The sequence below is a fragment of the Bradyrhizobium elkanii WSM2783 genome (assembly GCF_000472865.1).
GTDB classification, from domain to species: domain Bacteria; phylum Pseudomonadota; class Alphaproteobacteria; order Rhizobiales; family Xanthobacteraceae; genus Bradyrhizobium; species Bradyrhizobium elkanii_A.
This window is the reverse complement of sequence record NZ_AXAP01000056.1, coordinates 21,607-47,411: the sequence shown is the minus strand read 5'-3', so window position 1 is coordinate 47,411 and position 25,805 is coordinate 21,607. Positions and strand designations below refer to the sequence as shown.

The 25,805-nt window shown below is 61.2% G+C and carries 19 protein-coding genes and 1 pseudogene; 5 read left to right on the top strand and 15 right to left on the bottom strand.

The features are described 5' to 3' along the window. Positions 1–53 precede the first annotated feature (53 nt). The 7 genes from YY7_RS0134350 to YY7_RS0134320 form a co-directional block, all read right to left on the bottom strand. On the bottom strand, positions 54–569 hold the full coding sequence (locus tag YY7_RS0134350) for a Dps family protein (RefSeq protein ID WP_028167149.1): 516 nt from the start codon (positions 567–569) through the stop codon (positions 54–56). Positions 570–582: 13 nt separating this feature from the next. Continuing rightward, positions 583–2,220, bottom strand: coding sequence for a GMC family oxidoreductase (locus tag YY7_RS53765; RefSeq protein ID WP_035691637.1), 1,638 nt, complete (start codon positions 2,218–2,220; stop codon positions 583–585). A gap of 348 nt (positions 2,221–2,568) precedes the next feature. Continuing rightward, positions 2,569–3,417, bottom strand: a complete 849-nt coding sequence (locus YY7_RS0134340) for a hypothetical protein (RefSeq protein ID WP_245287509.1) — start codon at positions 3,415–3,417, stop codon at positions 2,569–2,571. 347 nt (positions 3,418–3,764) lie between these two features. Next, positions 3,765–4,166 carry an SPW repeat domain-containing protein gene (locus YY7_RS0134335; protein WP_028167147.1) on the bottom strand — a complete coding sequence of 134 codons (402 nt, stop codon included), beginning with the start codon at positions 4,164–4,166 and terminating at the stop codon, positions 3,765–3,767. Positions 4,167–4,378: 212 nt separating this feature from the next. Next, positions 4,379–5,308 (bottom strand): LysR family transcriptional regulator, encoded by a 930-nt coding sequence (locus YY7_RS0134330; RefSeq protein ID WP_028167146.1) that lies wholly within the window; start codon positions 5,306–5,308, stop codon positions 4,379–4,381. Between the two features lie 13 nt (positions 5,309–5,321). After that, on the bottom strand, positions 5,322–5,696 hold the full coding sequence (locus tag YY7_RS58850) for a winged helix-turn-helix domain-containing protein (RefSeq protein WP_196237369.1): 375 nt from the start codon (positions 5,694–5,696) through the stop codon (positions 5,322–5,324). Between the two features lie 291 nt (positions 5,697–5,987). Further along, entirely contained in the window at positions 5,988–6,623 is a 636-nt protein-coding gene (locus tag YY7_RS0134320) for a response regulator transcription factor (RefSeq protein WP_028167144.1), read from the bottom strand. A gap of 226 nt (positions 6,624–6,849) precedes the next feature. On the opposite strand from YY7_RS0134320, the gene YY7_RS0134315 reads away from it, so the two are divergent. Then, a complete protein-coding gene (locus YY7_RS0134315; RefSeq protein WP_028167143.1) occupies positions 6,850–7,242 on the top strand; it encodes a response regulator transcription factor in 393 nt (130 codons plus the stop codon). Here YY7_RS0134315 and YY7_RS0134310 read toward each other — a convergent pair. From YY7_RS0134310 to YY7_RS0134295, 3 genes are all read right to left on the bottom strand, one after another. Next, positions 7,237–13,122, bottom strand: a complete 5,886-nt coding sequence (locus tag YY7_RS0134310; protein WP_035691634.1) for an AAA family ATPase — start codon at positions 13,120–13,122, stop codon at positions 7,237–7,239. The two genes, YY7_RS0134315 and YY7_RS0134310, sit on opposite strands and share 6 nt — an antisense overlap. 399 nt (positions 13,123–13,521) lie before the next feature. Continuing rightward, positions 13,522–16,695, bottom strand: a complete 3,174-nt coding sequence (locus YY7_RS0134300; RefSeq protein WP_028167140.1) for an efflux RND transporter permease subunit — start codon at positions 16,693–16,695, stop codon at positions 13,522–13,524. Then, positions 16,692–17,867, bottom strand: a complete 1,176-nt coding sequence (locus YY7_RS0134295) for an efflux RND transporter periplasmic adaptor subunit (RefSeq protein WP_245287511.1) — start codon at positions 17,865–17,867, stop codon at positions 16,692–16,694. Before YY7_RS0134295 ends, YY7_RS0134300 begins: the two co-directional genes overlap by 4 nt. A gap of 977 nt (positions 17,868–18,844) precedes the next feature. On the opposite strand from YY7_RS0134295, the gene YY7_RS58840 reads away from it, so the two are divergent. From YY7_RS58840 to YY7_RS0134270, 4 genes are all read left to right on the top strand, one after another. Further along, positions 18,845–19,336 (top strand): OsmC family protein, encoded by a 492-nt coding sequence (locus YY7_RS58840; protein WP_080663974.1) that lies wholly within the window; start codon positions 18,845–18,847, stop codon positions 19,334–19,336. 553 nt (positions 19,337–19,889) lie between these two features. Then, a complete protein-coding gene (locus YY7_RS0134280) occupies positions 19,890–20,807 on the top strand; it encodes an NADP-dependent oxidoreductase (protein WP_028167136.1) in 918 nt (305 codons plus the stop codon). 198 nt (positions 20,808–21,005) lie between these two features. Beyond that, positions 21,006–21,623 (top strand): nitroreductase family protein, encoded by a 618-nt coding sequence (locus tag YY7_RS0134275; protein WP_210164719.1) that lies wholly within the window; start codon positions 21,006–21,008, stop codon positions 21,621–21,623. 33 nt (positions 21,624–21,656) lie between these two features. Beyond that, positions 21,657–22,202: a carboxymuconolactone decarboxylase family protein gene (locus YY7_RS0134270; RefSeq protein ID WP_028167134.1), complete on the top strand. Its 546-nt coding sequence runs from the start codon at positions 21,657–21,659 to the stop codon at positions 22,200–22,202. 228 nt (positions 22,203–22,430) lie between these two features. On the opposite strand, the gene YY7_RS65270 is transcribed toward YY7_RS0134270, so the two are convergent. The 5 genes and pseudogenes from YY7_RS65270 to YY7_RS53755 all read right to left on the bottom strand — a co-directional run bounded on the left by YY7_RS65270 (position 22,431) and on the right by YY7_RS53755 (position 25,338). Next, a complete protein-coding gene (locus YY7_RS65270; protein ID WP_196237368.1) occupies positions 22,431–22,763 on the bottom strand; it encodes an MFS transporter in 333 nt (110 codons plus the stop codon). 81 nt (positions 22,764–22,844) lie between these two features. Next, complete coding sequence (locus YY7_RS63705) at positions 22,845–23,414, bottom strand: hypothetical protein (RefSeq protein ID WP_051397080.1); 570 nt, start codon at positions 23,412–23,414, stop codon at positions 22,845–22,847. A gap of 34 nt (positions 23,415–23,448) precedes the next feature. Then, positions 23,449–23,535 (bottom strand): annotated as a pseudogene (locus YY7_RS65265) (class I SAM-dependent methyltransferase); the annotation flags it as partial. A gap of 206 nt (positions 23,536–23,741) precedes the next feature. After that, positions 23,742–24,659, bottom strand: a complete 918-nt coding sequence (locus YY7_RS0134260; protein ID WP_028167133.1) for an NADP-dependent oxidoreductase — start codon at positions 24,657–24,659, stop codon at positions 23,742–23,744. 274 nt (positions 24,660–24,933) lie between these two features. Beyond that, on the bottom strand, positions 24,934–25,338 hold the full coding sequence (locus YY7_RS53755) for a YybH family protein (RefSeq protein ID WP_080663970.1): 405 nt from the start codon (positions 25,336–25,338) through the stop codon (positions 24,934–24,936). Positions 25,339–25,805: the final 467 nt, after the last annotated feature.

Sequence of the window (25,805 nt, the reverse complement as noted above, 5' to 3'; positions counted from 1 at the left end):
TTGCGGGAGCGTAGGCAGTCACCCGAGCTTCACGGGTGGCCATACGCTCGGGGCTAAGCTCTCCTGGTCGCCTCGAACAGGAACCATGAGCGACTTTCCGCCTCGTCGATCCAGTTTTCGATCAGGCTGGCCGTGGAGACATCGCCATGCTCGTCGCAGACGTTGTGGGTCTGCCGCATGCGCTGGCTTAGCGCCAGATTATCTTCCTTCAGCTCGGCCAGCATGTCTTCGGGCGTGACGAAGCCAGCATCATTGTCCTCGATATGCTTCACTCTGGCGATGTGGCCGATCGAACGAATCGTTGTGCCGCCAATCTTGCGAATTCTTTCCGCGATGTCGTCCGTCATCGCAAAAATCTGCGCGGCCTGCACATCAAGGAGTAGGTGATAATCCCGGAAATGCGGGCCTGATATGTGCCAATGGAAGTTCCTGGTCTTGACGTAGAGCGCGAACACGTCTGCCAGAAGCACAGTGAGCGCCGCCGAAATATCCCTGGTGGCATTCGAGCCGAGATGGCTCGGCGTGCCGAGTGGCGCCTCGCGGCGCTTCCTCGCGTCTTCTATATCCATTTTGATCCCTCCTTCAGGGCTCTACCTGGGCCACGTTGGCCCGCGCCGGGGCGCCTGAGCTCCGCTTCAGGTCCGCGACCAGCATCGCCACGGCATGGCGCGCAAGCGCCTGGGTCGGGGCATTGGTGTTGCCGCTGGTGATGTTGGGCATGATCGAGGCATCGATTACCCGGAGGCCGTCGACCCCGTGAACCCTGAGCCTTGCGTCGACCACCGCTCGCGCGTCCTGGCCCATCCGGCAGGTGCCGACCGGGTGCCACATCGTCGTCACGACACGCTTCACCCATTCGCCGATCTCCGCATCCGACTGGATGTGTGGGCCGGGATCCATCTCTTCCTCGATCACCGGCGCCAACGACTCCTGAGCCATGACCCTGCGGATCGCGTGCACTGCCTCCACCGCAGCCCTTAAGTCTTCCTCTTCGCCGATGAAGTTCGGGTTGATGAGGGGCATCGATGTTGGGTCGCTGTCGGCCAACCGCACCCAGCCGCGGCTCTTGGGCTGAAGCACCACGAGTTCGAAGGTGATGCCCGAGCGGTCGCCCGCCGGGCCGAGTTGCTCGGACAAGACGATAGGAGCGTGATAACATTGGATCGTAGGCTCGGCGGTGAAATCGGACGGATTCCAGTGTGTCACCGTCTCGATGCCATTGCCCGACGCCGGGCCATCCTTGGTGACGAGATAACGCAAGCCCGCCTTCACGCTGCCGAGGCCCTGCGCGGCAGCCTGATAGCCGAGATCGCCCTTTACATAGACACGGACCGGCACCATCGGGTGGTCCTGGAGATTTTCGCCCACCTCCGGAGAATCGACGACCACCGCGATACCATGCTGTCGCAGCTGCTCGGCCGGCCCGATGCCAGAGTGCATGAGGATCGTCGGGCTATGGACGGCGCCGGCCGACAGCACAACTTCGCCGGCCGTGATCCTCTTCAGGCTCGTGTCCATGAACTCAACGCCGACAGCCCGATTGTTCTCGATCAGGATGCGAAGGACGGTCTTGCCGGTGAGAAGTGTTACGCGGCCCGAGGTGAGGTGCGGACGCAGATAAGCGTCGACCGCGCTGCATCGGCGCTGATCTCCGACCGTCGACTGCACCGGCGAGACGCCGATCTGGCTCTTACCGTTATAGTCGGGATTATAGGGAACCCCATATTCCTGGAATGCCTTGAGGCAATATTGGTTCAGCTTGTTGATGCCCTTGGGCAACTGGACCGCCAGACCACCATTTATGCCGTGATACTCGTCGTGGAAGGTGTCGTTGTCTTCCTGCGCCATGAAGACGGGAAGCAGATCTTGATACGACCATTTGCCGGTGTCGCCGACCGCGTCCTGCCACGCAGAGAAGTCGCGTATCTGACCACGGACGTAGCACATCGCATTGATCGAGGATCCGCCGCCGAGTACCTTGCCTGAGCGATATGCGCGCTTTCTAGCGTGCTGGGGAACCGTCTCGTATTTCCAGACATGCCGGTCGTGGGCCAGCAGTTTGGCGAAGCCGGCCGGAATGTGGATAAACGGATCGCGGTCCATGTCGCCCGCTTCGATCAGCGCGATCGACGCATCGGTGTATTCGGCGAGATAACTCGCGACAACGCAACCGGCCGCGCCCGCACCAACAATGACGATATCGTAGGCTTCCCGGGACATCAGTGTCGTTTTTCTTTCATAGTTATCCTTCAATCAACGCCCCGTCGCTGACGCAGCGCCATCGCGGCTCCTGACCCTGAGATTGATCGGACCACTCTTTTGGAGAGTGACGTTGCGACGCCGGCGAGGGAAATGACCTCTCGCCATAGAGTCGATAGACGATCGTTATTGTCGTTGCCCGAGGTCACCCTGGCGACCTTCGCCTCGCCGGCATCGGCGACTTAGCAGAGCAGCGTCGCAGCGTTTCGCGAGACGTGCTCTCGCGCTCAACGAAGCGAATAAACGGTGCGCGTGTTACACCGGCTCCTGCCACGTCGGATGACTCGGGACCGACACTGCCGACGTCGCCTATCCGATCCGAACCCCGCACATACCCGCAATGATCGCGGCCGAGATAGCCGCGCTTATTGCGACGCCGCCGCCCCAAATACGATTTGCGGTGCGTCGATTGACGCCATGCGCTATCAGCACCATTCGCAATCCCGACGTAAGATGGCTTAGGACAAAGAAGACGCCGAGCGCGTAATGAGGCAGCAGCCGGATATTCCATGCGTCATGAATGAGCCCGGTCGGCGCTCCGATCGCGAAATTCCAGTCCGTCGGTATACCGAGAAAGCTACGAGCGTAGATGAAAACGGAGTTCATATGCCCGAGGATGTAGAGCGAGAGGTAGGCCCCCGAGCCCACCTGAAATGTCCGATGGAAGTCCTGCGGGGCGGCACTCCAACGCCATGCCAGAAACAGGCCGGTGCCGATCTGGAAAACCATGGCCGCGACCAACAGCGGTTCACCCACCTCAGAGCGGTAGAGAACGCGGCCGACCTTCATGAGGTCCGCATGTGCATCGGGGCCGATCAACCCAAACAAGTGATTGGCTAGATGGAACGCCACGTATAGGGACAGGACCGCCGCCGTCGTGCCGTGGACGATGCGCAAGCGCCCCACGGCCGGCGGCGTTGCAGCGACCGGATTGCCGGCGGTCTGTGACCAAATCGCGATTGCGAGCCAAAGCACGCACCACACGAGTTCGTCTGGGATGGGGCTATGAATCAGGGCCTGAACGACGCCAAGAAAGACAAAGAGCGTTGGGGTCGTCACGCCGGCATAGGCCAGCCGCCGCGCTCCTGGATTGGCGCCGGGCCGCCAAGCGAGCGCGAGCGCGAGAAACGGCACAACGAACGCCACGGCCAGGATCAAGGTCGCGGCGACAATTGCGAGAGGCGAAGGCATTGCGGCCTGCGTGCCAACAACGGCATGGAAGGCGCGGAGTAGAAAAGGGTAGCAGATGGCCGCCGCCGCGGGAGCCAGCGCCGAATAGTCGAAGCGTGGCCCAATCACGGCTCTTTGGTCCCGCGGCTGAGCGAATACGTTCATCTAAGCCCCTTAAATATCAGCCGCCCGATCCGGCGAGTGCTCGCGCCGTATTAGCCCTCCACCATCGGCGCTATCAAGAATGATCGAGGCCCCAGCCCCAAGCGCGTCGGGTTCGTGACCGACCGCTGCAGGCGAGCATCGGCGACGTCTCGACGACGCCTTCGCAGCCTTCAGCCAGCTGCGCGCCTGCCCAATTCCGGACGCATCGCGACCGGCTCCTCAGGCGCGTTCAGGACCGACGTCGTGAGCAGGACAGCCGCAGCGAGGACCCAGTAGTACCAGGCGTCGAGCCCAGCGAATTTGAAGGCAAACGGTGCGATGACAAAGACCACCCCGACGGCGCGATCGACCCAAAGGTGCAGCCAGTAGGGAATGATGTGGACGAGACCGGTGGGATGATCCGTCAGGGCGGCCAAGAGCAGCGCGGCCACACCGACGACAACCGAAAGCTCCACTGCAAGCGGTCCGCTTTGGCCGAGCTTCAGCACGAACGGAGCTGCGATCAAGACGATCGCGACAGGATAGTCGATCAGGTAGGCGTGGATAGACTTGGTGATGAAGCGAAACGACATCGGAGACTCCTTTGCTTGGTTACTCGAGCGCGTGCTTGCGACGTGGAAAGTGCATCCACCCAAGAGGGCGATTTCGCGATCCTGTGATGGCAAGCACTCCGTCACGGGCCAGCCCGATTAGACGAGCAGTAAGGGTACGCCGGCACGCCTACCATTAGAAATGCCCGGTCGTTATCGTTTCCATTCCACTCGCCCGGCGTCATGGAAGCGGGTTAGTTTGGCGCGTCGACCGCGAGTGTCCGAGGGCGGTGCTTCACCGTCCGAACGACGACCGACCAGTCGCGAAGCCGCGTGACCTTGACGAAAGCGTCCAGCGCCGGCGAGTAGCGGCGCCCCTGCACAGCCAGTAGCCGCACCTCGCGCGAAATTGGGTCGCCTTCGAGCGGAATGGTCTTGAGCGTCGGAAGGCGCGGCATGTGCTCAGGCGCGAGTATCACGCCGAAGCCAGCGGCGGCCATGTGCTGCAGGTGCAAGTCGTGACCGCTGCAGTGGCCGCGGTTGGGTGGTTCTTCGGGGAAATACGACTGCTGGATCTTAGGAGCGACGTCGCATTCGACGCGCTCCAGCAAGACAGTCTCACGGAGGTCATCGATGCTGATCGAGGGACGATTTGCGAGCCGGTGTGTCGGCGCGAGAACCACGACATAGCGTTCCTCGAACAGAGACCAGTCGTCGATACGGGCGGGCACGTCCCGCACGTCTCCGACCATTGCGGCGTTGATCTCCCCTTCAAGCAAGAGATCGACGAGCTCCTCCGCCACGCCCTCGCGCAGTTCGACGTGAAGTCCAGGGATGCAGTTTGCGATCTCCGCGATCGGATCGAGGACGAGCGACGCTGAGATGGAAGGGGCTAGGCCAATCTTCAGTGGCGCAACCTCCTTTCGTTGGAACTCCTGGGCCCTGCGACGCACCGCCTCCGCCGAGGCCACTGTGCGCTCCAGCATCGGAAGGACCTCCTTTCCGAGGTCGGTGAGTTGGGTCAGCTGGCGCTCGCGGTAGATCAACTGGCCGCCGAGTTCCTGCTCGAGCTTCTGCACCCCTTTGGTCAGCGCGGGCTGCGTGACATTGCATTGTTCGGCGGCGCGGGTGAAGTTGAGTGTGGACGCGACGGCGAGGAAGTAGCGAACCTGATGAAGCTCCATGGGTTGTTCTCCATCAAGTTGCTGCGAGCCCGGGGTCGACGATCAACCGATGCCTGGCGCAGCCATCACGCAGCGCGGACATATGAACCGTGAGGTTCGCGGGCTCAACAAGGACTTTGGGCCACAATCGAGCCATCAAGTCCTGCTCGCTGATCAATTCACCGCGATGTTCAAGCAAAGCAGGCAGGATCTCCAGGGCTCGAATTCCGAATGGTAGGGGCTTCTCGCCTTCCAGAAAAAGGAGCTGCATTGGAAGCAGGCGAAACGGTCCGAATGACACTTTAATTGGTGGAACAAAGAATCCGTGGTCCGTATCCGGAGTTTGAGAAGCGCGATTTACGTCAAATCCCGGTTCGGGATGCGTCAAGCGACCAATAAATGCGCGCATTATAACCTCGCGTGCCTTGGAACGGCGGTTTTCCGAGGACAGCCTCGTTGGGCACATTTTGATGGCTTGGAGCGCTGCGGTCGATTGCGCGGGGGTACTGTAAGGTTCGCTTGTCGCTGTCTGTGCTAAGCGATCGCTTAGAACTGAGGGCAAAGACTTCGCGCCTCGAATCCGTCAACCGGATGGGCGGCGCCTAAGGGAGGGACTCAGCGATGCGACAAAATGCGGTTGACGCAATTTGCGAGTAGATGGCGCCCTCGCGCGAAAACGACTCAGGATATGCCTTTCGGCTCAGAAATTCTGCGGCTGCAGTAGTCTTATATTGAGGCGGTCCGCCATCCGGCTGAGTTCGGGAAGCGAACGTGCCTTCATCTTCCGCATCAGGTTCACGCGATGCACCTTCACCGTGGATTCGGCGATGCCGATATCGTTGGCAATCTGTTTGTTTAGGCGCCCGGCCACGACGCCGAGCATAACTTCACGCTCACGGGAGCTGAGCATGTCGAAACGCTCCTTGAGCGCAGCCCATGCGCTATCACTCTCTCGACGGGCACGGTCGCGAGCGAGGCCGGCCTCGATGGCGTCAAGCAGATCCTGATCACGGAATGGCTTTGTAAGGAACTCTATCGCACCGCCCTTCATCGCCTGCACGGTCATCGGCACGTCGGCGTGCGCTGTGATGAAGATAATCGGCACTTGCCTCTTTGCGGCGACAAGGTCGCGCTGCAGCTCAAGACCACTTCGTCCCGGCATTCTCACGTCGAGCACCAGGCAAGTGGGACCGTCCGGCGGATCGGCCTTGAGAAATTCGGGAACAGACGAAAATTGTCGGGCAGGTAAGCCGACTGTCCGCAACAGCCGCACGACCGAGTCGCGAAACTCGGGATCGTCATCGATAACCAAGACACAGGGATTTGCCTCACCCATTCTCGGTATCCTGCGTGGGGAAGCGCATTTTCCGCTATTCGACGTTACTCTACGCACAATCAGTCGAAATGAACAGGTATCTTTTGCCTAAGCGTATAGCCGGATGCCTAAGCCATCGCTTACGGGCGCGGTCATTGCATTATTGGGGAATGTCCCGGACACTAGAAATTGCATGCGGGCGCGAGGTATGCCGCCAGTGGAGCGAGGAAGGTGCCTGGAACCGGCAATGTTGAACCGAACACTGATAGCCATCGTCGACGATGATCAGCTCTATCGTGAGTCAATGCGAAAGCTCGTAATGTTAATGGGCTACACTGTCGAGGCGTTTCCGTCAGCAGCCGATTTCCTGGCGTCACGCTTTTTGCCGGAAACCACCTGCTTGATCGCCGACGTTCACATGCCCGGAATGACTGGGGTCGAGCTACACAGGCATTTGGTCGATGCAGGGTACGCAATCCCGACGATCCTCGTTACCGCCTACCCCGATGAGGTCGTCAGGGATCGGGCTCTAAAGGATGGGATTGTTTGCTACCTCGGCAAGCCAGTCGACGACGACTATCTCGAGCGATGCCTGCGTTCGGCTCTGCAGCCGGGTACGCCGATTGAGGACAGTTCATGAGTCGTTGTCCGCCGGCAGGGTGAACTGAAAGACGGCGCCGCGAGGTTCGTTCGCTTCCGTCCACAACTTGCCCCCATGAGCATGGACAATGGAGCGGCATATCGACAACCCCATCCCTGTTCCACTGGACTTCGTGGTGTAAAAGGCGTCGAAGACTCGATCGAGATGCTGCGCATCAATGCCGGGCCCAGAATCGCGTACGGCTACGTGGACGCCTGCCTGATCCTGCCCGATACTGATCAATAGCTCTCTTGCCCCTTCCTCAACCGAGCCCATTGCTTCAGCCGCGTTCAGAATCAAGTTCAGCATGACCTGTTGCAGCTGAACGCAATCCCCCATAACCGGAAGCAGTCCATCTGCAAGCCGAGTTTGGACCGAAATGCCATTCCTGTGAGTCACGCTTTGTGCCAACACAAGCACTTCGTTGATCGCCGTATTAAGATCAAAGCGTTCCTTTCGCAGAGGCGCTTTCTTGATGTGATCGCGCATCCGTCCGACGATATCCTTGGCTCGGTCCGTATCCCTGACAACGCAAGCGAGCGCTTCCCTGGTCTCATCCAGACTTGCCGGGTTCATTTCCAAAAAGCGCATCCCTGCACGGGCGTTGTTACGAGCGGTCGCAATCGGATGCAGAATTTCGTGAGACAGCGAGGCGGCCAATTCTCCCATCATGCTCACGCGGTTCATGTGGGCGAAATCCAACTCGAGCTGGCGCAGCTTTTCACGTTCGTCCTGTGCCCGCCTTCGTTCCGTCACATCGACGGTTGTGGTGATAACCTCAGCCAGCGCACCTTGGGGGGAAAATACATGATGGCTGGTTCCTTCGACCCATTTTAATGTTCCATCAGGTAGAAGGATTCTGAACTCGGCCATGAAATCTCTTTTCTGGTGCACGGCCTCCTGAATCGCTCCCCACACTCTGTCGCGGTCCCCAGGGTGAATGCGTTTCCACATACTTTGTCGACTTGGAAGGCCCTGCAGCGGATCAAACCCCCAGATCCTGTAACTCTCGTTCGACCAATAGAGGTAACGCTTCGTTGTCGCGTTGTAGACCCAATTGCCGGTGCGGCTCAGTCTCTGTGCTTGGCTAAGCGCTTCCTCGACGCGCTTGCGCTCTGTCAAATCGAGCACGAAGGCGAGGCCCTCGTCGCCTCCTTCTTTGAACAGAGCGGCGCCAATAAGCACAGGAACGCGACTGCCGTCTTTCCGAACATACTCCTTCTCGAAGGGCTGAACTCTGCCGGTTGAGTTCAGTTCGGCCCGAGTCAGTATGTCGCGCTCACGCCATTCGGGCGGGGACAGCTCGGTCCAGCGCACGCGGCCCGAAACCAAGTCTTCACGGTCATATCCTGTGATACGTAGAAACGCGTCATTGGCTTCAAGAATTCGACCTTCGCGGTCGGCAATGAGGATCCCAATGATGTTGGCGTCGACCAAACGCCTAATCTTCCCTTCCCGATCCGCGAGGTCGTCATAAAGCCGAGAGTTTTCGAGCGAGATTGCCGCCTGCGACGCAAGCACCTTCAACACTGTGACGCGGTCAGGTGTGAAAACGTAGGCCGTCAGGTTGTTTTCGAGGTAGAGCACACCGGCCAACCTGCCCTGTTTGAGCAACGGCAGGCAGAGAATTGAACGGGCGTGATGCTGATGAATGTACTTATCGGCAGAAAACGGGTTCGCGGCCGCGGCATCGTGGAGAAGAACGCTCTCTTTTGTCCGGAGCACGTAGTGGAGGATGGACTCCGGCAGATCTGCAGCGGTTACACTTGCTCGTCGTTGACCGACGGTCGTATTATTATTGCTGGTCGTGACTTCCGCCTCAATCCGATACCCAACACCTACCGCTAGGATCAACAGACCTCGCCCGGCCCCCGCGTGCTCAATCGCTGTGCGCATCAGCGTGTCGATCAGCTTTTCCAGGACGATCTCGCGCGACACGGCTTGCGAGACTTTGATGACAGTAGCTAGGTCCAGTTGCTCGACGGACGTCCCGATCGTGCTTGTGGGGCTGGCACCCGGCTTTTGCTCCCTGAGGTGCGGATACAACTCGTCGAGTTGGCGTACCTTGCCGTCGGCTGCCCAATGGATGTATGCGTGCCGCGCGTCCTGCAGATAGGCATGAGCGATCTTCTTGAACCCGCGTGCGGCATAAAAGCGTGCGGCGACTTCGTTGGCGAGCGCCTCGTTATGGACAAAGCCATGCGTGTGTGCCGAGTGGATAGCGTGCTCGTAAAGATGTTCGGCATCGAGCGCGCGGCCTTCGATCCGGGCGATCTCCGCCCCGACGAGTGCGGCGCGGTTCTCGAAGTTGTCCGGGCAAGCCGTCGCCCAGACCTCGAGCTGTCGGTGGTGCGCGGCTAGTGCCCTGACATGCTCCTGCCATTGGCCGGCCGCCGCGAACTCGCAGCATGCTGCTCTGGAGAGCGCGCTGTAAAAGTGATACTCCGCGCATTCGAAAAAAGACGCCGATGTCGGCTGCAGCTGTTGCGCCCTCAATGAGGCCTCGAGGGCACCCGCATAGTCGCCGGCAAAGAAGCGTGCCTGCAGCTTGCGGGTCCAATAAGAGCCCTCGGCCAACGCCAGATCCGGGTTCCTGCAGAAACGGGACTCCAGTAGGCGTTCGTCAAACTGCCCATCGTCAAAGCGACCAAAAATCGGCGTCAAGCCGCGGAGTGTCCGAATCAGCCCAAGCTGGCCGGCGATGGAGTCAATCGCAAAACCGAACCTCATGTTTCGCGCGAACGCGAGACCATGCTCGACCTCGACTTGCACGTTATCGAGCGGATCGCCCGCCGCGAGAAGATACGTGTTCAGGTGGGTGTAGTAATACGCCGCAAAAGTGAGGTCACCGATCTGGTTCGCCGTCTCAAACGCACGCCGCAGCAGATCGCGACCTTCCCGGACATGTCTCGTCCAGAACATGAGTAAATATCCAAAGTTCAAATAGGTCCTGGCCTGGAAGCGCTTTAGCCCGCGCTGTTCGACCAGTTCATAGCCGAGACGGCCGAATCGAAGTCCCGCCTGGTAGTCCCCGAATTCCGGTCCAGCAAGCCTGCCAAGCACTGCATAGGCGTAGCACGAGCCGTCACAATTGCCGCCCTCGAGGCTGAGATTGACTGCTCGACAGATGACCATCGAACGTAATTTCGCATCCGTGTAGTGGGCAGGCGGCCCGAGCTTCGTCAGGACGTCGAGCGTCGCGAGCGATGCGGCATTGCTCATCAAAGGTAGATCAACGAGGCTTTCTATCGTGCGGGAGCCGAGTTGGGACCAGATCCGCTTATATTCGCGCCGAGCCTCGTCTTCCGTCGGGTGCGGCGACCAGTCGATGCCCAGGTGGTGGAGATAGTCGAGACCGACTGCGATCGCGCGGCTGCCCTGATCCAGGGTCGTGTAAAGATCCACCTGCAGGCACGTGACGCGGGCTCGTTCGATCGTCGTCGCGGTACGGGCCGACAGCACCGCCAGGCGCTGCTCGGCTTCCGCCAGTGCACCAGTGAGGAACTCACATTCGGCCCGGTGCAGCTCCAGTTCAAAGATCAGGTCGTGCTGGCGCTCCCAAGAGTCCCGGGGCAGCAGTGCCGCGCCGGAGAGCAAATAGTTCAGCGCCGCGGCATACGCTGTCGAGGTTTTGGCGCGTCTACCTGCAATGAAATTCAACTCCGCGACCCGCTCAAGCTCTTCAATTGACGTGATGAGATGCGAGCCGCGGTTGAGCTGATTGACGATTTCGAAGATCGCCTCCTCCAGCTTCTCTGGAGGGGTCTGCGCTGCGAGCAGCATCCCTATTCGGAGATGGGCTTCGGCACGCGATTCCTCCGGGATCAAGGAGTAGGCGGCTTCCTGGACACGGTCGTGGAGAAACTTGTAGGAATCTTCCGAACGAAAGATCAGCCCTGCTCGCACCGCTTCCCAAAGCTGGCCATGCATCTCCTCGGCGGAGTCCTGGTAAACGATCCGCAACATGGTGAACCCTGCGTCGTTGCCCAGGCAGGCGAGCTTCTGCAATGCGTTTCGAGTTTCGCCGGACAGGCGGTTCAGCTTCCCTACCATAAGGTCCACCACATTGTCGGTGTAACCTTTGGCGTGAATGCGATTCAGGTCCCAGCACCATCGCGCCTCGCCATAATCGAAAGTGAGCAATGCTTCGTCGGCGAGCGCAGAAATGAACTGAATGGCGAAAAACGGATTGCCGGTTGTCTTCTCGTGGATCAGCTGCGCCAGCGGCGTGATTCTCTCTGGTTCGCTGTGAACAGAATCCGCGATTAGTTGTCCCAAGTCTTCACAGGTCAGGGGTGCCAATACGATGTCTTGCAATATCGCGCCAGCTTGGCGCATCGCTTCGAGCTTGCGCATCAGCGGGTGGATGGGATCGACTTCGTTGTAGCGGTAAGCGCCAATCAACAACAGGTTCTGCACATCCGGCCGGGTCAACAGATCCTCGAGCAAATCGAGCGTTGCTGCATCAAGCCATTGGAGATCGTCGAGGAACAGGGCGAGCGGATGTTCCGGCCGCGCGAATACGCTCATAAATCGCCGGAACACCAGCTGAAAGCGGCCCTGCGCATCCTGTGGCGGCAGCTCGGGGACCGGCGGCTGTTCTCCGATGATGTGCTTCAATTCCGGGATGAGATCAACAATGAGCCGACCGTTCGGTTCGAGCGCCTCGAGCAGCGCCTCCCGCCATTGCCGCAGCTCCGCTTCGGTCTTGCTCAAAAGCGGGCGGATCAGGCTCTGAAAGGCCTGCGCAAGGGTGGCGTAGGGGATGTCGCGCTTGAACTGATCAAACTTGCCCGATGCAAAAAAACCGCGGGGCAGAACAAGTGGCTTATGAAGCTCGTTGACGACCGCGGACTTGCCGATGCCGGAGTATCCGGAAACCAGCACCAACTCCGGCCTGCCGCCGGCGACGATACGGTCGAAGGAGGCAAGCAGGGTATCGATCTCGGCTGTCCGACCATACAATTTCTCGGGGATCAACAGCCGGTCCGGAGTGTCGTGTTCCCCGAGCGGGAATTCGTCGATATCGCCTCGGGTTTCCCATTCAGCAAGGCAACGCCGTAGATCGCTCTCGGCGCCTGCAGCCGTCTGGTAACGCTCCTCAGCAGTCTTGGCGAGCAGCTTCATAATGATCGCGGAGACGGAGCCCGGGAGGTCTTTTAGCCGCTCGCCGGGCGGCGCCGGTGGTCTTGCAATATGGCAGTGTACCCATTCCATCGGATCGGCCGCCGTGAAGGGCAGAACGCCCGTGAGCATCTGGTACAGCGTGACGCCGAGGGCGTAGAGATCGCTGCGGGCGTCGACCGAGCGGTTCATCCGCCCGGTTTGTTCGGGTGCCATGTAGGCGAGCGTACCGGCGATGGTCTCGGCCGGCTCGGGCGCCTGCCGCTCGCGGGACAGGCGCGACGCGATACCAAACCCGGTGAGCCGCAGATGTCCATCCGCGCAGTCCACCACAATATTAGCTGGCTTGATGTCTTTATGGATGAGCCCGTGCTGATGAAGCTTGCCCAGAGCCGAGGTAACAGCGATAGCCAGGCGCAGAAAGCGCCCTACCTCCATGGGCTCACCGAGCAAACGATCGAGCGGCTCCCCGCCCGGATCATCGAGCACCAGTATGGTCCGACCGGCGTCGCGCATGAGGGCCAACGGCCGCGCCGCCCATGCCCCGTCGAGCTCATCTTTCAGCTCGTATTCGTGCGTCAGGCGATCGAGTCTCGTCCGCGACGGGTGGTCGGCGGCGGGGGCAACAAGCAGCACGGCAACCCGGTTGCCATTGTCGTCCAGTCGCCAGCCGCGGCTGAACACGCGCTCGCCGTCCTCCCACAACACCTGAGAGCTGCTGTCCGAGTACGCGACGTTCAGCGACTGCCGCACCATCTGTCAGACTCCGGCGTCGGGCTACGGCTTGAAGCCGGCTGATCAAGCTCTTCGCCACACGCGCGGCCTCACTCCAGCCTGGAGAAATCGTACTCCATCGCCCGAGAAATGCCAGCCGCCCTCCGTCTTGCCGGGTACAGCGGATGCGGATCCTCCTTCGTTCAGCAGCAATTTGGAACGATTTGCCCGCCCTGAGGGTGCAGAGGCTCGAGCTGGAACTCAGCCATCGCGAGCGCCAGCTGACGCAGCTCACCCACCTTGGAACGGAAATCCTTCCGATGCTGGCGGGCATGCTGGCCTCGGCAGAGACGGTACGTCGTCGAGCCCAGGCGCGTTCCGCGCTCCTCAGTGTAACGGAGATAGTATTCCGGCTTCATCGCGCATCGGCGCCGCCGCGACTCACTCCGCCGCGGCCGCGATCGCCTGGGTCGGCTTGCCGTCGTTCTCGCCTTCCGCGAGGTTGCGCACCACCATGTAGAAGATCGGCGTGAAGATCAGGCCGAACAGCGTGACGCCGAGCATGCCGAAGAACACGGCAACACCGACCGCCTGGCGCATTTCCGAGCCGGAACCGGTCGACACGACCAGCGGCAGCACGCCGAAGATGAAGGCGAACGACGTCATCAGGATCGGCCGCAGGCGGAGCCGGCAGGCCTCGATGACAGCCTCCAGCCGCGCCCTGCCCTCGAGCTCGATGTCGCGCGCGAACTCGACGATCAGGATCGCGTTCTTGGCGGCAAGTCCCACCAGCACCACGAAGCCGATCTGGGTCAGGATGTTGACGTCCTGGCCCATGATGCGCACGCCGATGGTGGCCGCGAACAGGCACATCGGCACGATCAGGATCACCGCGAACGGCAGCGTCCAGCTGCCATATTGCGCCGCCAGCACCAGATAGACGAACAGCACACAAATCGGGAACACGTAGAGGCCGGCATTGCCACCCGTCACCTGTTGATAGGACAGATCGGTCCATTCGAGGGAAAAGCCGCTCGGCAATGTTTCGTCGGCCAGTTGCTTGATGGTGTTGAGCGCCGTCGTCGAGCTCACGCCCGGCGCCGGCTCACCCTGCAGCTCGGACGCCGCGTAGAGATTGTAGCGCGCGACACGATCGGGTCCCGATCTGTCCTTGAATTCCACAATGCTGCCGAGCATCACCATGTCGCCGGCTGCGTTGCGGGTACGCAGCCGCGCAAGATCGGAAGTCTCCTTGCGGAATGGGAGATCGGCCTGCGCGGTGACGTGATAGGTGCGTCCGAACAGGTTGAAGTCGTTGACATATGCCGATCCGAAGTAAGTCTCGATCGTGTCGGTGACGTTGGCGATGGGGACGCCGAGCTTCTGCGCCTTGACGCGATCGATATCGACGAACAGCTGCGGCGTATTCGCCGTGAAAGGCGAGAATACCGAGGTCAGGTTTGGCGACTTTCGCGCGGCGGCGACGAGCTCGTCGGTCGCCGCTGCGAGCAGCTCGGGACCTCGTCCTTGTCGATCCTGGATGCGGATGGCGAAGCCGCCGCCGGTGCCAATACCTGGCACCGCAGGCGGTGGAATGACGATGACGAAAGCGCCCTGGATCACTGACAGCCGCTTGCGTAGATCGGCCGTGATCGCGTTGGCGGACAATCCCTTCTTCTGCCGTGCCTCCGCCTCGTCGAACACCGGGAACAGCGCCGCGGCATTACCCGCCTGCGTGCGTGTCGCGCCAGAGAAGCCGCTGAACGCCCCGACGCGCACGATACCTGGCGTATCCAGCGCAATTCGCTCGATTTCGCGCACCACCTCAGCGGTCCGCGCCAGCGATGCGGCGCCTGGCAATTGCACCGAGACGATGAGGTAACCGCGATCCTGTGCGGGAATGAAACCCTGCGAGGTGGTGGCCAGTAGCCAGCCGGCGCCGCCGATCAGAGCGAGATAGATCACAAGCATCACTACCGTATGCCGGATCACGAAGTCGGCGGCGGTCGCGTAGCCGTATGCCAGGCGATCGAAGATGCGGTTGAACAGCGTGGTGAAGCCGCCCCAGCCGCGCCCAATGATGTTCCAGCGCGCCGGCGGACGTTTCTCCTCGTGCGGAGTAAGGATCTGCGAGGCAAGTGCCGGCGACAGCGTCAGCGAGCAGAAGCAGGAGATCGCGGTCGCGACCGCGATGGTGACGGCGAATTGCTGGAAAAAGCGTCCGGAAATGCCGCCCAGGAAGGCTGTCGGCACGAACACCGCGCAGAGCACCAGCGCGATCGAGACCAGCGCGCCACCGACCTCTTCCATGGTCTTGAGCGCCGCCCCGCGCCGGCTCATACCGTGCCGGAGATGTCGCTCGACATTTTCGACAACCACGATCGCGTCGTCGACCACGATGCCGACCGCGAGGACCAGGCCGAAAAGCGTCAAATTATTGATCGAGAATCCGAGCGCGGCCATTACCGCGAAGGTGCCGACCAGCGACACCGGGATCGCGATGATCGGGATGACCGCAGGCCGCCACCCCTGCAAAAACACCAGCACAACGATGACAACGAGCGCCATCGCCTCGTAGACCGTCTTAATGAGCTCATGGACCGATTGGGCGATGAATTCGGTAGGGTTGTAGCCGATATTGTAGTCGAGCCCCTTCGGAAAACTCTCCTTCAGCTTCGCCATGGTGGTGGAGATTGCCTTCGCTGTGGCGAGCGCATTCGATCCGGGCCGTTGCGTCACCACCATTGCAACGGCCGACTTGCGCAATATGCGGCTGCTGGTGGCGTAGGAGAGCGCACCGAGCTCGACGCGGGCGACGTCGCGCAGACGTACGGTGCGGCCGTCGGAACCGGCCTTCACCACGATGTCCTCGAACTGCCCGATATCCTTGAGGCGGCCGGTGAAGACGAGGTTTGGCTGGAGTGCGCGATCGGCGATCGGCGGCTCCGCGATCTGTCCGCCGGTGATCTGCAGGTTCTGGGCGCGGATCGCAGCCAACACCTCGGTCGATGTCAGACCGACATCAGCGATCCGGTCGGGATCGAGCCACAACCGCATCGAGTAGTCGCGCGCGCCGAACATCTGGATGTCACCGACGCCGTCGAGCCGCAAAAGCTGATCGCGGACCTGCAGCAGCGTGTAGTTGGAGATGTAGAGCTGATCGAACGAGTCGTCGGGCGACAGCACGAATACGGCCATCAGGATGTCAGGCGAGTTCTTGCGGGTTACGACGCCGTTGCGCTGCACCTCCTCGGGCAGCCGCGGCTGCGCAATCGCGACGCGGTTCTGAACCAGCACCTGCGCGTTGTCGAGGTCGGTGCCGAGCTTGAAGGTGACGGTGATCGTGAGCTGGCCGTTCGAGGTCGCCTGGCTGTAGAGATATAACATGTCCTCGACGCCGTTGATCTCCTGCTCGATCGGGGCGGCGACGGTGTCGGCTACTGTCTGCGCCGAGGCGCCCGGATATTGCGTGGTGACGGTAACGGTCGGCGGCACCGCCTGCGGATATTCCGAGACCGACAGCGTCTGGTAGGCGATCGTGCCGACGATCAGAAGCACGATCGACAGCACCATCGCCAAGATGGGCTGGTTGATGGAAAGCTTTCCGAGATTCATGGCGTGGCACCTGCCGTAGACTTGTCGCCTGCCGGCGCCTGCGCCATTTTCGGTGTCACCTTTGCGCCGACGCGGGCACGCTGCAGCCCGTCGACGATGACGTGATCCTCCGGCTTGAGGCCCTCGCGAATCGCGCGCAGCCCTTCATCGAGCGGCCCGAGCACCACCGGCCTTGCCTCTACCGTGTTGTCCTGCTTGACCACGAACACGATCTTGCGCGACTGGTCGGTGGCTATAGCGGCGTCCGGGATCAGCAGCGCCTCGTAGGGCGACGAGCCGATGATCCTGACGCGGCCAAATTGCCCCGGCAGGATCGAGATATCCTTGTTCGGGACGATCGCGCGGCTGCGCAGCGTCGCGGTCGAGATGTCCAGTCGATTGTCGAGGAAGTCCATCTTCCCTTCATGCGTGGGCTTTGTCTCGCCGGTCAAAGTCACATGCACCGGGTTCGGCGTATCGCGCGAACTCGGCCGCTTGCCTTCGAACCAGAGCCGGCTGTTGCGCTGATAGGTCGCTTCGTCGACGTCGAAATAGATGTAGATCGGATCAAGCGACACGATCGAAGTGAGCAACGTCGCGCCACTATCGGCGCCCTGCACCAGATTGCCCGGCGTCACCAGATGGCGACTGACGCGGCCGGTGATCGGGGCCAGCACGTGGGTGAATTCGACATTGAGCTGCGCGGCCTTCAGCGCCCCCTCGGCCTGCGTCTCAGCCGCATAAGCCGCCTGCAAGGCCTGACGGCGCTGATCGACGACCTGTACGGAGACTGCGCTGGTCTGGACAAGGTTCAGCCCACGGTCGAGTTCACGCTTGGCGAGCTCTGCCTTGGCTCGCGCGTCGTCGAGTTGGCCCTGGGCTTGCGACGCGACCGCTTCGAACGGGCGCGGATCGATGATGTAGAGCAGATCGCCGGCATGAACAATCGCACCGTCCTTGAACTCGACGCTGTTGACGAAGCCGCCGACGCGGGCACGAACCTGGACCTCCTCGACCGCCTCGAAGCGGCCGGTGAACTCGTCCCAGTCGGTGACCGTACGCTTGACCGGTTGCGCAACTGTCACCGGCGGAGGCGCCGCCGCCTGCGATTGCGCCCTCTCGCCGCAGCCAGCGAGCGCCAGCGCGAACAGCAAACCAACCGACGCGCCACCACATCGTCCAAGGCGCCGCAACGAACCGCGATCGAGCCGGGGCACCGGAGCCGGATGCTCGGTTCCGTCAGTCGTACTCACTCCGGTTTCTCCGAAAACCTGAAATGTTGCAAACGGCGCGCCCCCTTCAGGCCAGGGACATGCGGTTACCAGGAGGAATAGTCCTGGCTGCGCTGGGGGGCGACGCGGGCGCCGGCGGAACACGATCGAGCAGCCCACCTGGCCGCGTTGAATTGGACAGGTCATGGCGCGACAATTTCGATTGCGTCATTGCTTTGCATATCGCCCCTGCCTTTTCAATTTTCCATCGTGGTCCGCGTGTCGATCGCGGCAAGCGCAAGCTCGGCACGACGGTGCTTTCGAGAATGACCTTGCAATGCCGGCGAAGAAAATCACGTCTCGCCATGGAGTCGATAAACGATCGTTATTGCCGCTCGCCCTGCGGCGTGATGCGGTGGCGAGGAATCCCACGAGCCGCATGGCACTTAAGCCGACACTTTTATTCTGCGGAGACTTCCAAGCCGCGTTCAGTGGCTAAATCGCACCCAATGCCGTCGCGGCATGCACAACTGGCGCCGCGAGATTCGCGCAGTGAGCTCCGAGAGAAGCTCGTACGCGGCGTACGAGAGCGGAAAAATGCGCGCGGGACACTGTGGGGCGCTCACGACCATCATGAATGAGTCAAACGCATTTTTATGTCTAACGCCTTTTCGCCGAATTGTTCATTTTGCGCGCCAAACAACTCAGAGAACATTCAGGAGGCGCGTCCACGGATTTCCTCGTCGCGGAGCTTCGACTGACTTCACGGTGCATTCCTGCCGGTTATGGATATGATAGCTTTACGCGGATGGTCGCCGGATTTAGCTGCTGAACGCAACGGCCGGAGCGGACGCGGCGCTGAAATCTCGCACGAACTCTAAGACTTGTTCTGCGCTGTCGCTGGCGTACACACTCGTCGATGCTCGTGGATCAATCATTCGAACAATCGGGACCTAATCATGACCAAGACCCGCGAAGTTGTTGTCGCAAGCGACCCCACTAATCATGGCGCGCTGGTAGGCCATGTCGGCGAATCTCAATTTCCTGTCGGCGGCCCGGATGGCGCCGGCCATATTTCTTCCGGTCCCAATCCTTACGACCTTCTTAGCGCATCTCTTGCCGCATGCACGGCTATGAGCGTTCGTTTTCAGGCTCGACGCCAGAAACTTCCGCTGGAGCGGTTGGAAGTTGGCGTCAGCTTCCACCATGGCGCTCAGGGCGAAAGAGATTCGTTCGTGCGCACCCTAGTGCTGGGAGGAAAACTCGACGGGCAGCAGCGCGCCTTCCTGTTGGAAGCCGCAAACCTCTGTCCCGTTGGCAAAATGCTCGGCATTGGTGCGGATATTAACACACGCCTGGACGCTACTACTTCCGGCCACAGCCCAAGCACTCAGGCCAGCTACGATGATGATCTGGCGCAACTCCCGATCCCGAATATCACTCCGGATTGAGCGTCTCTCGCGCAGTCGATCTTGCACCGGGGCATCCCAGCCTATCATACCCGCAGGGCCTCCAGTTCGGTGGACCCGCGATGCGGGATGCCGACGGGCTAAAGCCTACCGGCTCCTGTCGTACAGGCTCTCGCCGAACCCGACCTTGTCGTCTTAGGGAAGACGAGATCCCCAACCTCGGATGGGCAACATTTCGCGCGAAGTCTGATCCGACGCGAATCTCAACCCGACGTTCTCGCATTCTCCGTCGCCCTTCCTTGTTCGAGCAGCATGGCCGCGGCATACGATGGCGCCTCGTTCACGACAATCCGGCCGCCTCCTGATGTTAGCCCCAACAGCAGCGGCATTCTTCCGCGCATTCCGGCTCTTTTGCGTACTCAGCGCCCAACGCGGGGCATTCGTTCCGCCGCTGCTGACGCGCTTTGATGTTTCGCGTCGTTGGCATCGATTCCATAGCCACAGGTGATTGGACCGTCGAGTTTCGCGATCGTATTTTTGTTCGTCCGCAAGGCAATCGGAAGATGACGACATACCACACACGAGGAGGTTGAGGATGAGGGCAATCGTCGTAACGGACCAGGCTGCGGGAAATGCCGGCATGAGGCAAGCGGGGCGGCCCCAGCCGCAGGCAGCGATCAACGACGTCGTCGTTCAAGTTCATGCCTCAGGATTCGTCGGGACCGAACTGTCGTGGCCCTCGACCTGGACCGATCGCCTCGATCGTGACCGAACGCCGTCGATCCCTGGGCACGAGCTGGCCGGTGTGGTCACTGCTCTCGGATATGGCACGACCGGTCTGTCGGTGGGACAGCGGGTGTTCGGCCTCGCGGACTGGTATCGCGACGGCACGCTGGCCGAGTATGTGGCGATCGAGGCACGCAACCTCGCGCCGTTGCCGGGCGACGTTGAGTTCACAGTGGGCGCGAGCCTGCCGATCTCGGGTCTGACTGCGTGGCAGGGGTTGTTCGTGCACGGGCGCCTTCAGGCGGGGCAGAGCGTCCTCGCGCACGGCGCGGCCGGCGCAGTCGGGTCGATGGTGGCGCAGCTCGCACGAGAGGTCGGCGCCTACGTCATCGGCACCGGGCGCGCCGCCGACCGTCAGAAAGCGCTCGAATTCGGCGCGAAGGAGTTCGTCGACCTCGACAACGATGCCCTCGAAGACGTCGGCGGAGTCGATCTGGTGTTCGATCTCATCGGCGGCGACATCGGGAAGCGCTCCGCGCGCCTAGTTCGATCCGGAGGAACGCTGGTGTCCATCGTCGGGCCGGCCGAGGCACGGCCCGCCAAGGGCCTCGCGGTCGACTTCGTCGTCGAGTCCGATCGTGCCCAACTGAGTGAGATCGTCCAGCGGGTGCGGGACGGACGACTGCGCACGAACATCGGCAACATCACGACACTCGACGATGCCATCGCCGCCTTCAAACCGACAAAGCGGATCAGCGGGAAGACGATCATCCGCGTTCGTCCGTGAACGACCCGCATTCGATGCACGCGGCCGGCCACGTCCTGTCAGACGCGCCGGCGCAACTCAGGAAACTACCATGGCCCCCTGGCACGAGATGTCAGACGGGCGACATCCCTGCGCCATTTCGAGCAAAGAGAGCGAAAGCATTCGTCATCTCAGCTCATTCCTTAACGTATAGGAATCACCATGACTAACGGAATTACCATGACCAACGCCGTCATCGATTGTATCCTGAGCCGTAGCGCCACCAAGTACTATGACCCTGCCGCCACGTTGAGCGACGAACAAATCCGCGAGCTGGTGCGAATCGGCACCACTGCGCCGACTTCCTTCCACTTACAGAACTGGCGTTTCATCGCCGTGCGCACGCCTGAAGCCAAGGCTCGGCTGAGTCCGATCGCCTGGAATCAGCCAGCGATCACCGAAGCAGCCGTCACTTTCATCGTCTGCGGCCAGTTGGCCGATTCCAGCGTAGTACCTGAGCGCCTGGCACCGGTGGTGGAAGCGGGCATCATGCCGGCAAAGTTGATACCGGATTGGGAAATCCCCGCACGCGATCTGTACATGCAGTACCCGCAGCGCCAGCGTGACGAGGCAGTACGCACCGGCACCTTCGGTGCGGCGGCGATGATTTATGCGGCCCGCTCGCTAGGCTTGGGTTCGACGCCGATGATCGGTTTTGATGCCGAAGCGGTGCATCGCGAGTTCGGACTGGCCAAAGACGAAGTACCGGTCATGCTGCTGTCCATAGGGGCGGAGCGTCCGGGAAACTGGCCGCAGAAGCCGCGCCGTCCGGTGGTCGAAGTGTTGAATCTCGTTTGATATTAGTGAAGCCGACCTCTTACGGAGATTGTGATGCCACGAATTGCGGCTCTAAAGCCGGAACAGGTGCCGGCCGATTCGAAACCGACGCTCGATATGTTCACCAAGAACATCGGGTTCACTCCAAATATGATGGCGACCTTCGCGGCAAGTCCGATCGCGTTCAACGCATGGGCCACCCTCCTCGGCTCCATGAGCAAGGTGCTCGACGTGAAGACGCGTGACAGCATCGGCCTCGCTGTCTCCGAAGTGAATGGCTGCAACTACTGCCTGACCGTTCACAGCTTTACGGCCGATCATATGGCCAAGCTGCCGGCCAATGAAATCATTCTCGCTCGGAAGGGCCATGCCAGCGCCCCCAAGCGGGACGCCGCCATCCAGTTTGCGCGCAAAATCATCGAGACCCGCGGCAAGGTCAGTGACGCCGATCTGAAAGCCGTCCGCGATGCCGGCTACACGGATGCGAACCTCATCGAGATCATCGCGCTGGTGGCCATGTACTCCCTGACGAACTTTTTCAACAATGTGTTCGATCCCGAGGAGGACTTTCCCGCCGTTGCGCCGGTTGGCTCGATCTGAACTTCATCCGGTCGCGTCGACCATCTCTCCTGGGGTGCTCGGGGCTCTTATGTGATGCGAGCCTAGCGCTAGGCCCCGGATGCACCTTGGAGCGCGTCCGGGGCTTTTGGTATGTGCCGACAAGGTTTTTTACCTCGTCGAGCACGAAATCATTCTGATCGACTGCCCGCTAGAGCCAGTGCTTCTTGCCGTGGGTGCTGCATCGATGGCACCGATTATAGCCAAAGATCATTGGACCATCGAGTTTCGCCGTCCTACTGTTGCTTCTCTGCGGGGTACGGAAGGTGAAGACGTATAACAAGATCTCCGATTAGATGCCGACCGCACGGGCTTTCTTGTCGGCGGGAAAGACCTGCCCAATGACGGAAAGGCCATTGGCAGGATCACGGCTTCGCCCAAGCCTTGCAGGAAGCGGCCGACGATCAGCGGCACGAAACTCGGCGCGAAACCAATCGCGATCGCGCCCAGGCCGTAGAGAGCGATCCCCCCGAAGAAGATCCGCGTCTGTCCGAACCGATCACCCAGAGCGCCGGCGACCAAAGTCAGGGCCGCGAGCGGCAAGAGCTCGGCGAGTCGCCTCAGTTTGGGAAGGACATACGGACTTCGCCGATCCTCCCCGTGTACTCTTCTCAAAAAGCGTCATCAGACTCGCGCCCAGCCGCAGTGCTGATGGGCAAAACCGATCTGAGCATGGACCGCCGTCACCGCTTGGCGCAGGTGCTCCTCAAGCCTGTCGATATCGATCTCGCCGCGTGCCACAAGGCCGATTTCCTCGGCTCTTGGTAACAGCGACCGGAAGGTTTCCGCGGCCCATGCGTAAAGAGACGAGTCGGGGCCGCCGCCCACCGGAGTCTCCGAAAACAGGCGAGGCAACTCCACCCCCGCGTTGTAGAAATGCTCCACCATCCGCGCTCCGACATCAGGGCACGTGACGACCGAGCGAAACGTCGTATTGATGAGGTCGGAGGTATCCTCCCAAAGAGAGACCAGCGGAAAGGACCACCATGTTCCGAGGAGCAATACCTCATGGAAGGCAACTGCGCCGCCTGTCTGGACGTGAGTGGCCGCTGCGCGGATCAGTGCAACAGTGTCGCTCTGGTGGACCAAGACATAGCGACCAATAGCCAGATCGCAGTTTCCGGAGCCGGTCATTTCGGAGGCCTTGCCTTCCACGAATTCGATATTGGCGTGACCAGCGGCGCGCGCGCTCACGGGCCGTGGCGATCGCGGCAGCGCTGCGGTCGATCCCGACGACGGCCCCGGTCGGTCCGACCATTTCCGCCGCGAGCATTGCCACGTCGCCCGCTCCACAACCGAGGTCGACGACGCGCATGCCTCGTGCGAGCCCGATCTCGCGCAGGAGGCGCGTCGTGATCGGGCGGAGGTTGTCCGCCTGCAGCATCAGCCTGCGAAGTTCCCGGTTCGAATGCCCCAAGACATAATTTTGCATCAAACCAGTCTCCTTGTGCTGCTACGCCACGATCCAAAAGGCGGCGATGATCCACGAGGAGCGCAGAACCGCTCGCCGTGCCCGAGTCCTCACGGACGAACGCGGATGATCGTTTTCCCGCTGATCCGCTTGGTCGGATTGAAAGCGGCGACGGCATCGTCGAGGGTCGCGATGTTGCCGATGTTCGTCCACAGTCGTCCGTCCCGCACCCGCTGAACGATCTCACCCAGTTGGGCGCGATGGGACACGAGAACAAAGTCGATCGTCAGGCCGTCGGCGGGCCGTGCCTCGGTCGGGCCGGCGATGGTCACCAGCGTTCCTCCAGCTCGAATCAAGCCTGCGGACCGCTTCGCGATGTCTCCGCCGATGAGATCGAAAACCAGATCGACTGGACCGGCGTCTTCGAGGGCGTCGTTCTCGAGAGCGACGAACTCCTGCGCGCCGAAGTCGAGCGCCGTCTGACGGTGGGCGGCGCGTCCGGTGCCGATGACGTAGGCGCCCGCCTCTCGTGCGAGCTGGGTCACCATCGAACCGACTGCGCCGGCCGCGCCGTGCACGAGGACGCTCTGCCCCGCCTGAAGGTGGCCGTGCTCGAACAGTCCCTGCCACGCCGTCAGGCCCGGCATCGCCACGCTCGCGGCCACTGTGAAGTCGACATCGCTCGGCAGCGGCGCGAGGTTGCGTGCCTCGACTGCCACATACTCGGCCAGCGTGCCGCCGCGATACGAGTCCGCGAGGCCGAACACCCGCTGTCCCACGGACAGCCCCCTCGTGCCATAGCCAAGGGCGGTGACCACTCCGGCCAGCTCTTGCCCGGGAATCACCGGCGCCCGGTCACGGCCGAGGCGATCGGTCCAGGTCGAGGGCCACGTCAGCTCATCCCAGGTGAATCCCGACGCATGAACCTGAACGACGACGTCGTTAATCGCTGCCTGCGGCTCAGGCCGCTCCACCAGCTTCATCCCGGCCGTTCCCGCAGCCTGGTCCGTTACGACGATCGCCTTCATCTGAATTGTCTCCTCGGTTGCTTGTCCCTTTGCTGGATATTTGCGGCGATAAAAGCCCGTTCGACGTCCTATGCCCGCGGCATGGGTAGCTTCCGAAAGCGAAGGTGCAAGATTGTTTTTGCGAGTGGCGATGTGACCTCGCTTCCCGAGCCGCTCGGTGCAGGGCAGTCGCTTGACCAGTATCAAGCAGCTGCGCCAGGCCGGTACCACGGTGATCGTCGACGCCAACCTGAAGAGCGGCTCCATCGCTGAGAGCTGCCGTGGCGCACATCCGTCAGGCGGGATGTCGCACCGCGGTGCCTTGATTATTGTCGATAATGTACCGCCAGAACCCATCCGCGCCGCGCCGCATGATGTCGCTCGCTGTGCCGTGCATGTGCACGATCTTGCCGTCAGGACCTGTTCCGTCAATTGACCAGTCCAGCACGATCTGGGCGGTGTCGCCGCCGACGAACACATGGCGCACATTTGCCTTCAGCGGCAGGCCGAGCTTGATATCGCGCTCGAGTATGGCCGTGAACTCGGCGCGATCAGTGATGGTTCGCCCGTCGTTCGCGACGAATACCGCCTCCGGGGCGTACAAGGCCATCATTGCCTCGATCTTTCCGGAGTTAAATCGCTTGACCAGAGACGGGATAACGCCTTCGGGCTCAGTTGGGAGTGGAAAGCTCTCGGACATCAGGGGGCTCCGTTTTCTGCTGGGCGCTATTCGGTCAAATTTGCGAACGTCGCAGTTATTGATCGCAGTGCCGGACGAATTTTTCCAATAGCCGGCGCGTATAGTTTTCATAGCGGCCGGGAATTGTGCCGCGACGGTCCTCATCGCCATTCGTAAATCATGGCAAGTTGCGCAGGCCGCGACGGCATTACGCCGCGCGGCGAGCGGCAAGGACGATCGCCTATCGATTCCAAGGCGAGAGGTAATTTCCCTCGCCGGGATTCGACCGTCACAGTGTGAGATCGCTGTCAGAAGCGCCTACAACCTGAAACGAGACTGCAAATGACCACTCCTACAAACCAGAGACGGCGAGTTCATCGCCACGAGATGCAGCCGTTTGTAGAGCCTTGCGGCCGCGGCTTGCGCGCTGGCGCCTTCGCCCGTCTGGCTGATCGCTGCCCGCGTCGCGCAGGAAGCGGCCGCAGCGA